Origin of the sequence: Niallia sp. Kr1 (assembly GCF_050389805.1) — a bacterium.
Classification (GTDB): Bacteria; Bacillota; Bacilli; order Bacillales; family Cytobacillaceae; genus Bacillus_BD.
Map to the genome: position 1 here is coordinate 193207 of NZ_CP130945.1, position 17598 is coordinate 210804.

The 17598-nt window shown below is 37.5% G+C and carries 14 protein-coding genes; 10 read left to right on the top strand and 4 right to left on the bottom strand.

What is annotated here, in order from left to right; translation table 11 throughout:
- Nucleotides 1-90: 90 nt before the first annotated feature.
- Complete coding sequence (locus Q5760_RS01035) at nucleotides 91-1245, top strand: AI-2E family transporter (RefSeq protein WP_428910442.1); 1155 nt, start codon at nucleotides 91-93, stop codon at nucleotides 1243-1245.
- 81 nt (nucleotides 1246-1326) lie between these two features.
- Here Q5760_RS01035 and Q5760_RS01040 read toward each other — a convergent pair whose 3' ends face one another.
- The gene (locus Q5760_RS01040; protein WP_428910443.1) at nucleotides 1327-1548 is read right to left on the bottom strand and encodes a heavy-metal-associated domain-containing protein; all 222 of its coding nucleotides are present in this window, start codon (nucleotides 1546-1548) and stop codon (nucleotides 1327-1329) included.
- Nucleotides 1549-1912: 364 nt separating this feature from the next.
- On the opposite strand from Q5760_RS01040, the gene Q5760_RS01045 reads away from it, so the two are divergent.
- The gene (locus Q5760_RS01045) at nucleotides 1913-3535 is read left to right on the top strand and encodes a catalase (protein ID WP_428912468.1); all 1623 of its coding nucleotides are present in this window, start codon (nucleotides 1913-1915) and stop codon (nucleotides 3533-3535) included.
- Between the two features lie 254 nt (nucleotides 3536-3789).
- Nucleotides 3790-4317: a CueP family metal-binding protein gene (locus Q5760_RS01050; protein WP_428910444.1), complete on the top strand. Its 528-nt coding sequence runs from the start codon at nucleotides 3790-3792 to the stop codon at nucleotides 4315-4317.
- A 71-nt stretch (nucleotides 4318-4388) separates the two neighbouring features.
- Here the strand turns inward: Q5760_RS01050 and Q5760_RS01055 are convergent, their stop codons facing one another.
- A complete protein-coding gene (locus Q5760_RS01055) occupies nucleotides 4389-4931 on the bottom strand; it encodes an NADPH-dependent FMN reductase (protein WP_428910445.1) in 543 nt (180 codons plus the stop codon).
- Between the two features lie 520 nt (nucleotides 4932-5451).
- On the opposite strand from Q5760_RS01055, the gene Q5760_RS01060 reads away from it, so the two are divergent.
- A complete protein-coding gene (locus Q5760_RS01060) occupies nucleotides 5452-6018 on the top strand; it encodes a hypothetical protein (protein ID WP_428910446.1) in 567 nt (188 codons plus the stop codon).
- A 390-nt stretch (nucleotides 6019-6408) separates the two neighbouring features.
- Nucleotides 6409-7653, top strand: a complete 1245-nt coding sequence (locus Q5760_RS01065) for an MFS transporter (RefSeq protein ID WP_428910447.1) — start codon at nucleotides 6409-6411, stop codon at nucleotides 7651-7653.
- A 242-nt stretch (nucleotides 7654-7895) separates the two neighbouring features.
- Here the strand turns inward: Q5760_RS01065 and modB are convergent, their stop codons facing one another.
- Together modB and modA are read right to left on the bottom strand one after the other, a co-directional pair.
- The gene (gene modB, locus Q5760_RS01070) at nucleotides 7896-8576 is read right to left on the bottom strand and encodes a molybdate ABC transporter permease subunit (protein ID WP_428910448.1); all 681 of its coding nucleotides are present in this window, start codon (nucleotides 8574-8576) and stop codon (nucleotides 7896-7898) included.
- Entirely contained in the window at nucleotides 8557-9378 is an 822-nt protein-coding gene (gene modA / locus Q5760_RS01075; RefSeq protein WP_428910449.1) for a molybdate ABC transporter substrate-binding protein, read from the bottom strand. The genes modB and modA overlap by 20 nt, the downstream gene beginning before the upstream one ends.
- A gap of 303 nt (nucleotides 9379-9681) precedes the next feature.
- Here modA and Q5760_RS01080 point away from each other — a divergent pair, with 303 nt between their 5' ends.
- From Q5760_RS01080 to Q5760_RS01100, 5 genes are all read left to right on the top strand, one after another.
- Entirely contained in the window at nucleotides 9682-12462 is a 2781-nt protein-coding gene (locus tag Q5760_RS01080) for a UPF0182 family protein (RefSeq protein WP_428910450.1), read from the top strand.
- Between the two features lie 380 nt (nucleotides 12463-12842).
- Entirely contained in the window at nucleotides 12843-13268 is a 426-nt protein-coding gene (locus Q5760_RS01085; protein WP_428910451.1) for a DoxX family protein, read from the top strand.
- Nucleotides 13269-13864: 596 nt separating this feature from the next.
- Nucleotides 13865-15088 carry an MFS transporter gene (locus Q5760_RS01090; protein ID WP_428910452.1) on the top strand — a complete coding sequence of 408 codons (1224 nt, stop codon included), beginning with the start codon at nucleotides 13865-13867 and terminating at the stop codon, nucleotides 15086-15088.
- Nucleotides 15089-15128: 40 nt separating this feature from the next.
- The gene (locus tag Q5760_RS01095; RefSeq protein WP_428910453.1) at nucleotides 15129-16541 is read left to right on the top strand and encodes a M20 family metallopeptidase; all 1413 of its coding nucleotides are present in this window, start codon (nucleotides 15129-15131) and stop codon (nucleotides 16539-16541) included.
- A 130-nt stretch (nucleotides 16542-16671) separates the two neighbouring features.
- Nucleotides 16672-17571: a DMT family transporter gene (locus Q5760_RS01100; RefSeq protein ID WP_428910454.1), complete on the top strand. Its 900-nt coding sequence runs from the start codon at nucleotides 16672-16674 to the stop codon at nucleotides 17569-17571.
- The last annotated feature ends 27 nt before the right edge of the window (nucleotides 17572-17598 follow it).

Consider the following 17598-nt stretch of genomic DNA (forward strand, 5'->3'; position numbering starts at 1 on the left):
GGTAGCTGCAACCATTTCTAGTAAAAATAGTTAATATGATATAATGATTTCACATAAATATTATTGCTTACTGAAAAAGAAGGTGCTTCATTGAATTTCAATCCATCTAAAATAGATATTTTCAAGAAGTTTATATTGAACAATCGTTTTGTTATCTTCCTCATCATATTATTATTAATAGGTTTGAATATACTTGTCTTTAAAAAGGTTTCTTTTATTTTTACCCCTATTGTTGTTTTTTTCCAAACGGTCGTATTACCGATTGTGTTATCAGCGATTTTCTATTATCTATTTGTACCTATCGTTGACTACTTTGAAAGAAAAGGTGTTAAAAGAATATACAGTATTATTGTTCTTTACTTATTGATCATTGGCATTCTTACGATTCTGATTGTTTCCGTGATTCCATTGTTGCGTGATCAAATTATGAGGTTAATTGTTAGCTTTCCACACTTGGTTATTGATATTGAGAGGATGATCGAACAAGTCATTGGAAGTCAGTTTCTCAATGAAGTACAGCAAACATTAAATTTCAATGTTTCAGATTTAGCGATTCAAGTTTCAAATCAGGCGACTACCATACTAAATTCGACTTTTACAGGTATTGGGAATATCATTGGATCTGTTTCGAAGACGATCATGGCGATCATAACAGTTCCATTTATCTTGTTTTATTTGTTGAAGGACGGTAAAAAACTTCCCGATTATATTCTTAAATTTTTACCAACACTTATGCGTAGTCATACATTTACGGTATTAAGGGAAATGAATAAGCAAATTAGTTCTTATATTAGAGGGCAAATTGTTGTCAGCCTTTGTATTGGTCTACTCATGTTAATAGGATTTCTTATTATCGGTCTTGATTATGCGCCTGTACTGGCGTTGATCGCCGGCTTTACAAGTATAGTTCCTTACCTTGGTCCAGCAATTGCGATTACACCGGCATTGATTATAGCCATTGTGACATCACCTTATATGTTGCTAAAATTGATTATTGTTTGGACGATTGTGCAATTAATTGAAGGGAAGCTCATCTCGCCTCAAATAATGGGAAGAAATCTACATATTCATCCCATTACGATTATTTTTATTATCATCATCGCAGGAAATTTATTCGGAGTTGTAGGTATTCTTTTAGCAGTCCCAGGGTATGCAATCCTGAAAGTTATTACTACTCATTTGTTCGAGTATTTTAAAATTCGAAGTCAACTTTATGAGGATACGAAAATCGAACAACCTAAATAATGAAAATCGAATGTCCTTGTTTAAGCCAATGGTAAAAAAGGATGCAGCTACTGGATTTATATGAGTAGCTGCATCCTTTTTTTAAGAAGTTTTTGATGATAATACAGGATAACCTAGTTTTTTAATCTTTTCTTCTAATTGATTAGCATTTACCTGATTATCATCAAATTCTGCCTTCACTTTGCTTGAGTTAAATAATACCTTTGCGCTTTCAACGCCTGCTGTTTTATTAAGAGTGGTTTCAATTTTTTTAATACAGGATGGACAAGTTAAAGGTTCTAATTGGAAAGTTGCTTTTGCCATTTTTTTGTTTCCTCCCTTGTTTAATTATAGTTTTATTTTAGCAAGGGATGTATATAAAATAATTGACGTAGGTCAAGTTCGAGTGTTATTCGAAGACTCTGTCAAACTTGTTTGTGGATTTTCATTTCAGGCACTTCGCTTTCTCTGAGCGATCTCAAACTACCTTGATCCTTCTTGACTAAAGGTGTCTGCCTGTTCGCTTCTCCCGCAGGAATCTTCGTGTCTTCCACTACAATCAACAAGAACCTTTAATATAGCAAAACTAAAACGAAGGAAGTCTTAATGTCGTATGAATTTTCCAATATAGGGGAAAAGAAAGAGGTATCTATTTTAAGGAGGGCTTCACTTGGCAGAAAATACAGGTATGAATGAGTCGAATGAACAAGAGGTAAACCGAGAAACATTAACAACGCGCCAAGGTCATCCAGTATTGGATAACCAAAATATCCGTACCGTTGGGAATCGTGGACCAGCTACGCTTGAAAATTACCATTTTATTGAAAAGATTTCCCATTTTGATCGTGAGGAGATCCCGGAGCGAGTGGTTCATGCACGGGGATCAGGGGCATTTGGATATTTTGAAACATATGGAAAAGTGGGGAATGAGCCAGTAGAAAAGTATACCCGTGCAAAAGTATTTTCCGGTGCTGGGAAGAGAACACCCTTAATGGTTCGTTTCTCAACCGTTGCAGGGGCAAAAGATTCACCAGAAACTGCACGCGATCCACGCGGTTTTGCTGTAAAGATGTATACGGAAGATGGAAACTGGGATTTAGTAGGGAATAATCTAAAAATATTTTTTATCCGTGATGCGATGAAATTTCCTGACATGATTCACGCATTTAAACCAGATCCAGCATCGAATGTATCCCATCCACAGCGAATGTTTGACTTTGTTTCCCGTACTCCAGAGGCAACCCATATGATTACATTCCTTTTTTCACCATGGGGAATTCCGGCAACATATCGTCATATGCAGGGTTCCGGAGTATACACTTATAAATGGGTAAATAACAAGGGTGAGGCTGTGTTAGTTAAGTATCACTGGGAGCCAAAGCAAGGAATTCGTAACTTAACACAAGAAGAAGCAAACGAGATCCAGGCAAATAATGTTGGACATGCAACTCAAGATTTATATGAGGCGATTGAGCGAGGGGACTATCCGGAATGGGAGCTCTTTGTCCAAATCATGGAAGATGATTACCATTCAGAGCTTGATTTTGATCCCCTTGATGATACGAAGCTTTGGCCAGAGGATAAGTTTCCGTGGCTTCCGGTAGGTCGAATGGTGCTTGATCGAAATCCAGTGGATTTTCATGCAGAAATAGAACAAGCGGCATTTGGTACGGGTGTTCTTGTCGATGGAATGGATTTCTCTGATGATAAAATGCTGCAAGGTCGTACTTTTTCGTATTCTGATACGCAGCGCTATCGAGTTGGAGCAAACTACTTACAATTACCTGTAAATGCTCCGAAAGCGCCCGTTCGTACCAATCAGCAACGTGGTCAAATGGATTTCCGTGATCCAAAAGAGTCTGGGGAAAATCCACATATAAATTATGAGCCATCAATGCTAGGTGGATATCAAGAAGAGGGAAAAGAAAATCGTGTGCCGCATCAACCGGTGTATAATGGAGCAGTTATGAGTGCACCCATTGATCGACCTAATAACTATGGTCAGGCTGGTCATACATACCGTAGCTTCGAGGATTGGGAGCGGGATGAATTGATTAAAAATCTTTCCGAAGCGCTTGCTGTTTGTGACAAAAGGATTCAGGACGCCATGGTTAACCACTTCACACAGGCAGATGAAGATTATGGTCGCCGTGTGAAGGAAGGGATCGAAAAGGTGATGAAAGAATTAAAAACGGAGAATAAGGTTCCAGGTCGAGAGTCAGGTAAATCAAAGTTTGGGCAAGGCTCTTTAGCTGCAAATGATGCAACAAAGGATGCAGTAAAGAAAAGCCATGAGGCTGATCCATATTAAATAAGAATATGGTATTCCTGAAGTGCTGATCACTTTAGGAATACCTTGTTTGTTTTGTGTTAAGTTTATTTTTTAGTTACAGATTTTGTTAGAGTGTTGAAGATAAATAGTAATTTTTACTAGACTATTTACTTTGATCGAGTTCGATATTATGATCGTGATAGGAATGTTTTTGGAATGTTTACTTAATAATAGATTACTAGATTAGATGATGGATTTGTAGAATGGTTAAAAGGATTGGAGGGAAAACGTAGGTGAAATTAAAAAGTTTGATCGGCGTGGTAGTAGCCTCTTTTGTATTGGTTGCTTGCAATGGAAATGAAGATAACGCATTTAAAGAAAATGAAGGAAAGGAAATTAAGGAGTTAGTGAGCGATTATAGCTTACGTAACATTAAAGATCAATCTGCATCAATAACATCACATGAGCTCATCGCAACAAATCGTGATGGAAATCAGGTTTCTTATGATTTGCCAGAAGATGAATTTTTTGTATCGATTGCTCCTTATATCGAACAAACCCATCCTTGACAAATTCATAACTTGACAGGTTGTCAAGGTGAATTGGTTAATGAAGAGTTTGAGGTTTATATCGAGGACAAGGAAGGAAATGTCGTAGTAGACCAGCAATTAAAAACTCAGTCTAATGGTTTCATTGATTTATGGTTACCGCGGGACAAGGAGTATCATGTAGAACTCGAATATGAGGGTAAAAAGGTAGAAGCGGAGTTATCCACTTTTGAAAACGATGATACTTGTATTACAACGATGCAGTTAACATAGTAGAGTGCTTAAACTTAAGAGAATTTTTGTAAAAGGATTGGGGTGCAGCCAATCCTTTTACTTTTACTCAATTAAATGTATTGTTTAACCCATTCTTGGAAGTTAGCAATAACGCCATCTATAAAGGCAACTGTTGATTCGTCTGTTAAATTTCCGTCGGCGTCAAATTTTTCATGAGCTGCACCAACGTATACTTCATTTCCTCCTAAGACGGGAGAATTTAAACCACTCGCAAATAGGATATCACGCAAATGCATTTGTGCTTTTACAGTTCCTAAAACCCCCATTGAAGCCCCCATAATAAAGGATGGTTTGCCAATCATTACCTTGTCTACACGGCTTAACCAATCAATTGCATTTCCTAACACACCCGGAATAGAGGCATTGTACTCTGGTGTTACCCAAAGAACCGCATGGGCTTCTTTGACTTTCGCTTTAAAATCTTGAACAATTTGTGGTGGATTTAGTTCGTTATCTTGGTTGTACATTGGCAGAGGTGACAAGTCTAAAATCTCAAGTTCAATTTGATCAGCATAACGTTTTTGAACATGCTTTGCCAGTTTTAAGTTAAAAGAATCCTTCCGAATACTACCTACAATGGCTACTACTTTCATTTTGCGAACCTCCTAATAGGATATGTTGACGAGGATTTTACATTCATTATGTAATGGTAGTTAAGATAGGGCTACAAAAATTCTCATTAGGTGTCGATACTCCATTTTAATTCCCTCGTTCTTCAAAGAAATTATAGATGTTTGATAGTTTTGAATCAAATAATTAGAATTCTGAATAAGACATCTGAGATAGGGCTTCGGTTATTCAGTTTAAAATACAACTTAAGTCGTAGGAGCAGCTAGGCTCTGGTTGGTTCATCTTATCTTTTTCCTTTTGTATGATAAAGGTGGAAATCAACACAATTACTTTTTGAAAATGAGGCTGTGTAAAAGGTTAATGTTGATTGTAGTGGGAGGCACGAAAACTACCTCGGTAAGCAAAGTGCCTGGAACAAACATTAGCAATCAAGCTTAACAGAGCCAAAAATTAAGAATTTCTTAAGAAATCTCTTAAACTTTTCTTTAAACTTTCAAGGTATATTGATCATAGAGAAAGCCAAAGAGGAAGAGGGGGATGTTTATGACCGGTAGGAATGTGTATATTCTTTTAACAGATACGGGCACTTTATTTACCAGACTGATAAAACTATATACGAAAAAACCCTATAATCATGCGTCCATTTCTTTCGACTCCATGTTAACTGAAGTATATAGCTTTGGAAGGAAAGTAGAGTGGAATCCATTTATCGGTGGATTCGTAAAAGAGGATATAAGGAAAGGTCTATTTAAACAAGCTGATTGTGCGATCTATTCTCTTAAAGTAAATGAAGAACAATTGCAAAAGATGAACGATTATATAGAAGAATTAAAAACACAAAGGGAAGAATATCGTTATAATTTATTTGGATTATTAGGATTTCTCTTTAATAAACCGATTCAGAGAAGTAAGGCCTTCTTCTGTTCCCAGTTTGTCGCGACTCTTTTAAAAGAATGTAATGTCCTAGATATTGAAAAATCACCAGCCCTTATCGCACCAAATGATTTACAGAAGATGCCTAAATGTCAGTTTGTGTATGAAGGAAAACTTAGAAAATATCACAATGAAACCGAACAGGTTTCGGTATGTTTAATCCCGGTAAAAATGTGATATTATTTCTTAAGGTAAAAAACGGATTTTTTAAATTAAAATAATGTCCATAATGGTTCTATATAAGTAAAAGCCTTCTTCACATATGTTAAAAGTATGATAAAATAAATGGAATTAATGAAATGGAGGTTATCCTTGTGACAGCATCAATGAGACTACGTTTCCCAGCTTTCATCCGTTAATTGAATACGTTTAAAGGCTCTGCCTACGTTCAGAGCAACGGGATTGGTCTGTCTATTTTTAAGGAAACCTATAATATACGGTTATTTAAAAGAGGGGCAAGGGTTCCCTCTTTTTTTGCTGTCTTTATATATAGGAGGCTTCGATCCATGTGATGTTCATGAGTGTAGGAAAAACAGAAAAATTTGAATAGAAATGGGTTGTTCATTTATGAATACAATTGAAAGTAATCTCAAGGAGAATTGGTTAAGGAATATTATTCTCTTTTTAAGCAGTCAAACCATTACACTTTTTGGATCGTCCCTTGTTCAATATGCGATTATGTGGCATATTACGTTAACGACAGAATCCGGTTTAATGATGACGTTGTTTATCCTTTGTGGCTTTATTCCAACTTTCATATTGTCACCAGTTGCAGGGGTATGGGCTGACCGTTACAACCGGAAAATATTAATTGTTTTAGCTGATGGACTTATTGCTTCGGCTACGCTAATTCTGGCTATTCTCTTTTTAATGGGATATGATCCCATTTGGCTATTATTTGTGATGGCGGGGATTCGTGCTTTCGGAACTGGAGTTCAAATGCCTGCTGTCGGTGCGATTTTACCACAAATTGTTCCACAAGATAAATTGACAAAGGTTAATGGAGTAAATGGAAGTATTCAAGCCATTATTATGTTTTTGTCACCTATGGTGAGTGCGGCTTTATTAGGTTTTGCGACAATTGAAACAATCTTTTTTATTGATGTGATTACAGCAGCTATTGGAATCGTGACATTGCTCTTCTTTGTTAAAGTAGCGGTGCATAAGAAGGCGCGAGAAAAGCAAACCGTAAGTTATTTGAATGACTTTAAATTGGGCGTAAAATATGTAAATAATCACAAGTTTTTAAAGGTCTTTTTCATATTCCTGGCGATCTTCTTTGTATTAATGGCACCCGCATCCTTTTTAACTCCGCTGCAAGTGACACGTAGTTTTGGTGATGATGTGTGGAGACTTTCTGCAACCGAAATTGCCTTTTCTGTTGGGATGATGATAGGTGGAGGAATCATCGCTTCGTGGGGAGGTTTCCAAAATAGGATAAAAACATTGGGGTTTGCCAGTGTGATTATGGGAATCTGTACATTTGCACTTGGTGTAGTACCAAACTTTTGGATTTACTTGGCTTTTATGGCCTTATTCGGTGTTGCTATGCCTATTTTAAATACTCCAGCAACCGTTCTGTTACAAGAGAAAGTAGAGGAAGAGTATTTAGGTAGAGTTTTTGGCGTTATGGGGATGATCTCAACCTCGATGATGCCACTAGGTATGCTTATCTTTGGTCCAATAGCAGATTTCATTAGAATAGAATGGATGTTAGTTGGAACGGGGATATTTATTACGGTCCTTGCAATTTTCCTAGGGCGCAATAAAGTTTTAATTGAAGCGGGAAAACCCGTAGTAAAAGAATCCTAATATCGTCCAAACTCTAAGGCTGAGTCCAAATTGGATTCAGCCCCTTTTCTAAAAAATGGAAAATAGTAAAACTAGATTGTTCGTATTATCTTAAGGCGAAGTTGCGCGAAAGGTTATTAAAAATAGAGAAGTAACAATTCTTTCAAAATAGTAGGCACTTCCCTTAAATTTAAGAACAGCGCCTAGTTTCGTTTTATTAAATATAATTCTTTTGATTAGACCCGTTCCTATAGAGTTTCATGTCATTCTTGTTTTACCCGTATAGCCAGTAGCATCAGGAAGGAGATGACAACGATGGAAATCACCCATAGCCATGCCATTGTCATATTACCAGAGTCAATGGCTATATAAATCGCTATAGGTATGGTCTGTGTTTCTCCAGGAATGTTCCCTGCAAACATTAATGTAGCTCCAAATTCCCCCAATGCTCGAGCCAAGCTTAAAATACTTCCAGTAATAAGTGCCTTCGAGGCTAGAGGTATCGAGATAAATAAGAAAACCCTCCACTCACTTGCTCCATCTACTCTTGCGGAATCTTCAATGTCACGGTCTACCCCTTGAAATCCTGATTTTGCGGACTGAAACATAAGTGGAAACGCGACAACGATTGCAGCGATGACAGCAGCCGACCAAGTGAAGATAATGGGTTGTGTAAATATCCATTCGATAGCCTGTCCCATTATGCTATTCTTACCGAAGATAACAATTAGAAAGAATCCAACTACCGTCGGAGGAAGCACCATTGGAAGCATAAGAATCGTTTCTAAAATGGCTTTTCCTTTAAACGATGTCCTTGCTAAAAGTCGTCCAGTCAATGTTCCGATTATAATAACAACAACGCCGGATAGAGTAGCGATTTTTATAGATATCCAAATTGGGCTTAAAAACTCTTCGGCTAAGATCTTACTTAATAATAAATCCATATTCTTCAAACACTTTCAGTGCATTTTCGCTTTGTAAATAGGTAATAAACTCTTTTGCCGCTTCGTAATTTTTAGAGTCTTTAATGATTCCAACAGGATAAATAATAGGCGTGTGTGATGCCGGATCAGCTGTTGCTATGATGTCTACTCTATCTGAAACCAATGCATCTGTTTTGTACACAATGCCAGCGTCAACATTTCCAGTTTCTACATAGGACAATACTTGACGAACATCTTTCGCATAGACGACTCCTTTTGACTCAACATTCCCCCAAATATCCATGTTTTCAAGAGCCTCTTTTGCGTATTTACCCGCAGGAACAGTCTCTGGTGTTCCAATTGAAATTTTACCAACCTCTGCTTTTGAAAGATCCTCGAAACCTTTAATGGATTGATCTCCTTTGGGGACAACTAACACGAGTTCATTTCCAAGAAGATCGACTGCTTCCTCTTTTGCAATATTTCCTTTCTCAACCAATAAATCAAATTTATCCTCTGCTGCTGAGAAAAATAGATCAACTGGTGCTCCTTGAGAGATTTGGTGTTGTAGCGATCCGGAACCTCCAAAGTTGATTTTCAACGAGACCTCGGGATGTTCCACTTGATAGGATTGTTGAATGACATCCAGTGTTTCTTTCAAACTAGCTGCTGCTGAAATGGTTAATTCAACCTTTTCCTTATTTGTAGTTGCTGATTCCCTGTTGTTTGAATCTAGGTCTGTTGTTCCTTGGTTATTAGAACACGCAGCAGCGATTAAAAGGAAAAATAAGAGAATATGAACGAACTTAAACTGCTTTTTCATGTTTCACCTCAACCTTTAGCTATCGTTAATTATAACCAATTATATCTTATTATAACTGTAGTGATTAGGGGTTAGGATATGATTATTATTTTTGGTATGTTAAGGCAATCTATTAACTATTAATCTCTACTGTCTATGTATCATGGAAAATATTGAACCTTATCTAAAACCACTTGGAATGACTTATAGATGCATTATTGTTAAAATATAAGTAACAGAAAACATTACATAAAATCGGACCTTTCTGCATTAGTCTAAAAGACTAGTAATTTATTTTCAAAAGGAACCGATAAAGGAGGGCGTATGGATTTTAAGGTATACACAAACCGTAAGCAAATGAAAAAGGTAAAAAAGTTTGGTGGTTGGACGGGTGCTCTAATTGGAATTTTACTACTTCTTTTCGTCATGGGTGCGGCTACATTCCAATGGATCACAGAATATATCTGGATGGATTCACTTGATTTTGGGAGCGTATTCACAACTATCCTAAGAAGTAAGTTTATGCTTGGTACAGCTGGATTTGTTATTTATGGGTTAGTAACGTGGCTGACTTTATTCTGGATACGTAAGAGCTATCTTAGCCACTTTGATCAGAATCAGCTTCCCCCATTTCTCTATGAAAAGAAAACCGCTGTAAATTTATTGATTATTGCCATTGCTGTTTTTGTAGGATTTATCGGTAGTACGATTATCCAAGGCGTGGGCTGGGAACCACTTTTAAAAGTTTTAAACTATGAGACTTTTGGAGAAAGTGATCCGATTTTTAACCGAGATATTTCCTTCTACATGTTTGTTCTCCCATTTTTAGAAATGATTATTAATATTTTACTAGGATTAGGATTCTTTATCCTTGTCGCTGTGGGCGTTGCCTACTCTGTTTTTCACATGTATCGAATGAATCGGTCAGCGCAAATTCATCTTGGTTTTACGATTGCCGTCATTGGTGTATTACTTGCCGGTTCTCATTTACTAACACCTTTTCGAACGCTTCTTACGAATCAAGTGAATATTTTTCAGGACAGTGTCGTACACGGCTTAAGCTACACCGATCGAATCGTTAATATCCCTGTTGCCTATATCCTAGCTGCAGTAGCGGTTATTGGTGCGATTTGGATTATTTTAGCTCTGAGAAAAGGAAATATTCAGTCCGTGTTGAAACCGATTATCGTTTATTTTGCGGTTATCATACTAGGACAAGCAGCGTCTGCGATTGTCCAGAACTATGTCGTAGAGCCAAATGAGTTTCAACGGGAAAAACCGTATTTAGAACATAATTTGAATTTTACTCGACAAGCTTATGAACTTGAAAATATTCATATAACCGAGCATCCAGGGAATCAAGATTCGTTAAGTACAGAAATGCTAAAAAATAATGAACTAACGATTAATAACGTACGAATTAATGATGCCCGCCCATTACTTGATATTTACAATCAATTGCAGACGTTCCGTACCTATTATCAATTTAATGATATTGATGTGGATCGATATGAAATTGATGGGGAGTACCAGCAAGTATTTCTAGGCGCACGGGAATTGAATACACAGGACTTGCCAGATCAAGCCCAAACCTGGGTTAACCGGACATTACGTTATACACATGGATATGGAATTGCGATGAGCCAAGTCAATGAAGTTACTTCTCAAGGGCAACCGCAATATATTGTGAAAAATCTTCCTCCAGAAGGAAAAGTAAACGTAGAGCGACCTCAGATTTATTTTGGAGAATTGGATTATCCGAATGTCATTGTTAACTCAGCTGTGGATGAATTTGACTATCCAGCCGGTGAAGAAAATGTGACGAACCGTTATAAAGCTGATAAGGGGATTGGATTAAGTGGGTGGAACCGTTTCTTATTTGCAATTAATGAAGGGTCCTTCAGAATGTTTGTGTCCGACCAACTTTCGAGTGAAAGTCAGCTTTTAGATACACGTAATATAATGGACCGTGTAAATCGAATTGCTCCATTTTTTGAGTATGATGAGGATCCATATATTATTGTCCGAGATGATGGGACGCTAGCTTGGATCATTGATGCCTATTTAGTAGAACAGGGCTACCCATATGCAGAAAATTATCAGGGCAATTATAACTACATTAAAAATGCAGCAAAGGTTATGATTGATGCTTACACTGGAGAAGTTGATTTCTTTATAACTGAACCTAATGATCCATTACTTAAAACGTATCAAAATATCTTCCCTGAACTTTTTACAACAGAAGTTCCAGAAGATGTGGAAAACCATTTCCGTTACCCAGAAAGATTATTTTCGATTCAAGCAAACAAATATGGTACGTACCATATGACAAACTTAGAGATTTTTTATAATCGAGAAGATCGTTGGGAGTTTCCAACCGAGCATTATTTTAATGAAGATATTGAAATGGAACCTTACTATGTAACGATGAAACTTCCGGAATATGAGAAGGAAGAGTTCATTTTAATGATGCCATATACACCAAGAAATCGACAGAACATGATTGGTTGGATTGGTGTACGAAATGACGGCGAACATTATGGAGAAAAGTTCGTCTACCGTTTTCCAAAACAAGAAAATGTCTATGGTCCGCAGCAAATTGAAAACCGGATCAATCAAGACAGTGTGATCTCTCAAGAGTTAAATCTATGGTCACAGGGTGGTTCTCAAGTGATTCGAGGAAACCTCTTGTCTATACCGATTGAAGACACTATGCTTTATGTGGAACCAATCTATATCGAGTCAGCTAATGAAACCTCATTACCGGAAGTCAAACAGGTGGTTGTTGCTTATCAGGATCATATTGTCATGGAGGCAACATTTGATAAGGCATTAGATCGTATCTTAGAACTAGCCAGCGGGGATATCGATGCAGGTGACTTACAGCCTGAAGTACCGCAACAAGAAGGTACATCAGAGGGTTCTGGAGAAACAGTGGAGGAGGGACCGCCTACACCAGGAATCCCAACTGATTCTGACCAATTATTGCAGGAGTTCTCTGAGCTTTTTGGAGCGTATCAGGATGCCCTTTCAAATGGGAACTGGGAAGAAGCAGGTAAATTAATGACTGAAATCGAAGCACGATTACAACAAGCTAATCAATAATTCTTAAAGATGAGCACTGGATAGCCCAGTGCTCATTTTTATTATTAAATAGGGAGCGAGCTATAAGATTCACTTGAAAAATAAACAAAAAAGCATTGACAGAAAGAGATAAACTAAGTAAAATTATCCTTAATTAGAGATAATTTAAATAAAAATATATTAACTAAATCTATTTTGTGAAAGAATCGATTAAGGAGAGGTTATAAATGAATGACTAAAGGAAATGCATCTTAAAATACAGTTAATTGAAGATAAATAAATTAAAATTATAAATACGTTTTGTTCGAATAACGAGTTGGTTGTAAGGGATTGTTTGTTTGGGACTTTAAACGATTTTATAAAAATGCAAAATATATATTTAGAAGGAGAATGATGGAAGCATGGTTATTAAACACGAGATTGGAGCACTTATTTTACGAGTAGTATTAGGAATCACTTTTTTTATTCATGGATTTGTTAAATTTCAGGGTGGGATTGAAAATCAAGTAGCATGGTTTAGTAGTATTGGGCTACCAGGATTTTTAGCTTATGTAGTGGCTATTATCGAATTAGTAGGTGGAATTGCATTAATCATAGGCTTTGCAACGAAGATTGTCTCTATTTTAATTGGTATTATCATGATTGGGGCAACTGTAACAGTGAAGCTTCCACTAGGTTTCTTAGGAAATGGACAAATGGCCGGATACGAATTAGACGTCGTTTTATTAGCCATGGCTGTATACCTAGCTATCAATGGAAGTAAATTGTGGTCACTAGGTCACCTGATTTTTCAAAAAGATTCAAATGACGTGATGAAAGCTGCATAAGCTCCTCATTAATAACAACTTTAATAGTAACCTCTCCGTATTCATTAATAAGGGAGAGGTTTTTTACTATTTTAAAGCTGTTTTTTCAATCGATAATGAAATGAATCCTTTCGGTTTGGGCGCGATTAGAGGAATAAGAAGCCTTTCGTCGTGAAGTAGCCCAAAGTACCATCCTTGCAAATGGGACAAGTTTAGGGATGAAACCTCTTGGACACTTAAGTATTTTTGTAATGTAAATATAAATATATAAAATCATCGATTGTTTTTAGTTAAAAAATGAGCACAGTGTTTTGGCGGTGCTCATTTTTTTATTTACAATTGTATCATTAAAATTTATTCTAATTTAGTAGGAAAATCATCTTTCTAAGGGCAAAATGTAGTAAACGAATATAAAAAAAATACTTTTGGCAGAATAAGCATATCACCAAATCATTTTGAAGACGATAGAATTAGCTTGACGACCTTAGGAAATTGATTGGATTTGCAATAGGATGTCTATAAATGCAAGTGCTAGTTTGGATTTTTTCCTTGTTCTAGTGTGCGTTTTGTTTCACATCTAAACATTAAATTTAAAAGCAACAGGAGGATTTATACATATGAATTCAAAACGCAATCGAAATTTGGTCCTAGCTTTACTATTTTTAGGTTGGGCTTTAGGAAATTTAGATCGATATATTATGAACTATGCTGTTTTGTCCATAACGGAGGATCTGCAATTAAGTCCATCCTCTACAGGTCTATTACTGAGTAGCTTTTTTGCGGGCTATGCGATTATGCAAATGCCTGGAGGGTGGCTGGCTGATCGGTTTGGACCTCGGAAAGTCCTCATAGCTTCCGTTATTCTTTGGTCGATTTTTACAGGATTGACCGGTGCCGCTTGGTCTCTTGCCTCAATGGTTGTGATCCGGTTTTTATTCGGGATTGGAGAAGGGGGATTTCAGCCATCAAGCTCGAAAATTATCTCTCTTTCTTTTCCAAAAGAAGAACGTGGTCGAGCGATGTCAGTTATGCTTTCTTCAAGTGGAATTGTTGCCCTTATTATTCCCATCTTATCTGCGGCTCTCTTAACGACGATAGGCTGGCGTACTACATTTATTATCATGGGAGCCGCTGGAGCGATCATTGCCGTTCTTTATTGGTTCTACATTAAACTTCCTGAAAGTAATACAACTGTTCGAACAGGTCAAACGAACGTTTCGGGTGAAAAGGGGATTTTTGGTTCATTATTTAGAACACCTATGGTCTGGAATTTAGTTGTTGCCTATTTTTGTATTTATGCTGTTAACTGGGGACTTGCTACGTGGATTCCAACTTATTTAGTCCAAAATAGAGGTCTAGATTTAATATCAATTGGTTGGGTTCAGACAATCCCAGGAATCACCATGTTAGCAGGAATATACTTAGGCGGTTATATTATTGACAAGCTATCAAACGGTCGAGATCGATTGGCAGGGGGCATTTCTTGTGCCCTTATTGGAATTTTGTTATTCCTTATGTTTACGGCAACCAGTGTGACCATGTTTATTGTGTATCAAACGATTGTCAATCTCTTTATCGCTTTTGTTGTTACATTATTGCCATCGATTATCCTTAAGCAATTACCATCTTCGGTAACTGGAACAGCTATGGGAATTGCCAATACGGGAGGGCAGTTGGCTGGCTTTATCACGCCAATGGCAATTGGGTTTATTGTTGATGCATTTAATGGTTCCTTTAATGCAGCCTTTTGGATGCTTATTGTATTTTCGGTTATTTGTATTGTAGCTATATTAACCATTCGTGATAAAAAAGAAGACCTTCTGGAAAAAGCAAGTGCCTAGTTTACAAAGACACATCAAAAGTTTTTGGGGGGACTGTTGAATGGAATTACATAAAGTGATATCGAACTTAATTGAGGAAAAGAAAGATAAAATCATTGAATTGAGTAATTGTATTTGGGAAAGTCCAGAAATTTACTTCGAAGAACATCAATCATCCGAATTAATATGCAGCGCCTTGGAATCTGAGGGATTTCAAGTGGAGAGAAAAGTTGCTGGATTACAAACGGGATTTATCGGAAGTTATGGAGATGGAAAACCGATTGTAGCGATATTAGGAGAGTTTGATGCATTATCTGGATTAAGTCAGCAAAGAGGTCTTACAGAACCCAAGCCTGTTATTGAAGGTGGTCACGGTCATGGGTGCGGTCACAACCTTTTAGGTTCGGGATCTTTTGCAGCAGCAGTTGCTATTAAAGATTATATGGTGCAAACGGGTTTAAAGGGGACGGTCCGTTATTATGGTTGTCCAGCTGAGGAGAGTGGATCTGGAAAGGCATTTATGGCTCGTGCCGGATTGTTTGATGATGTTGATGTTGCATTTTCTTGGCATCCATTCACAAAACCTGGTATTTGGAATATCAGTACTTTAGCGAACTACTCAGCCACTTTTAAATTTAAGGGAAAGAGCGCGCATGCAGCACAAGCTCCACATTTAGGACGAAGTGCTTTAGACGCAGTAGAATTGATGAATGTAGGTGTGAATTATTTAAGAGAACACATGATTCCGGAAGCAAGAGTTCATTATGCTATTACCGATACCGGTGGTACCTCACCAAACGTTGTACAGCCTCATGCAGAAGTAGTCTATCTGATTCGTGCTCCAAAGAAACAGCAAGTAAAAGAACTATACGAGCGTGTCTATAAGATTGCCCAAGGTGCAGCACTGATGACTGAAACTTCAATGGAGGTTGTGTTTGAAGGGGCGGCATCGAATTTGATTCCGAATTCAATCTTAGCAGACACCATGTATAAAAATTTAAAGGCGGTTGGTGTTCCAGCGTATGACGAATTTGACTTACAGTATGCGAAGGAAATTCGTTCCACGCTTTCACAAGAAGATATTGATGCTGAAATGGCTGGTTTGGATCGAGAATCAGCTAAGAAACTGAAAAGTAAAGATATAGCCGACATCATACCACCTCTTGGAGATGAGGTATTATTAACTGCTTCAACGGATGTTGGGGATGTAAGTTGGGTTGTTCCAACCATGCAATGCATTACAGCATGTTTTGCTCTTGGTACTCCACTTCACACTTGGCAAGTTGTTTCTCAAGGCACTATGCCGATTGCCAATAAAGGAATGCTTCAAGCGGGAAAAGTGATGGCCTGCACAGCCATTGAAGCAATGGAAAATCAAGAAATCATTGAAAAGGCAAGAGCAGAATGGCAAGAACGCCTTGAAGGCGAAACGTATATTTCATTAATCCCAGAGGATGTAAATCCACCTCAATAAAGAACGGGTGACAGGCATCTTCCATTTCTGGAAGATGCCTGTCACTTATTTTTATCTCTGAATGATATTTATTGAACTTTTAAGGTATTCGTAGTAGTTTAAGGGTGTTGTGGAAAAGGAGAGATTTTAAATGTCGAGAGCTTATATAATGGCTTTTATCACTGTAATTGTATGGGGAACGGCTTTTACGGCGATTCGTGCTAGTCTTCATGGAGGATATTCACCCGGTCATTTAATGCTACTTCGGCATGTCATTGCTTCAGCAGCTTTTATCCTTTATGCCATGTGGCCAGGGGTCAAATTTAAACTACCTAAAAGACAGGACCTTCTCAAAATATTGATTCTCGGATGGATTGGGATAAGTGTCTATCATCTTGGCGTTGGTTACGGCGAAGTAACCATTTCAGCTGGAACGGCTGGGTTGCTAATTGGCTCATCTCCTATATTTACAGCCATTATCGCTGTTATTTTTTCAAAAGAAAGGTTAGACCGAAATGGTTGGGTAGGGCTATTCATTGGATTTGTCGGCATTGCTTTAATTACAGTTGGTTCGTCAGGCTCTTCATTTGAAATTTCGACTGGAGCCCTCTTATTAATTATGGCAGCCATTGCCACTTCCATCTATTTTGTCTTTCAAAAACCATTATTTAAACGTTACTCGCCGATTGAAGTGACAGCGTATGTAACTTGGGCAGGGACCTTGCCATTTTTCTTTTATATGCCTGGCATTATAGACACGATTCAACAGGCAACGCTAGAAGCGAATCTATCTGTTATTTTTCTTGGAATATTTCCGTCTGCAATTGGATATGTTACATGGACGATTGCACTTTCATTAGGAAAGGCAAGTTCGATCTCTAGTATTTTATATATTGAACCCATTATAGCCATTATTGTTTCATGGCTTTGGCTACAGGAAGTCCCTAGTAGTCTAGCCTTGCTAGGTGGAATGATTTCAATTTTGGGTGTATTGGTAGTGAATGGCTTAATTAAACGGAAAAAAAAGAAGCCTGTATCGATTGTGACTTGAACTTATCCTTTTCCTGGATTGGCGATA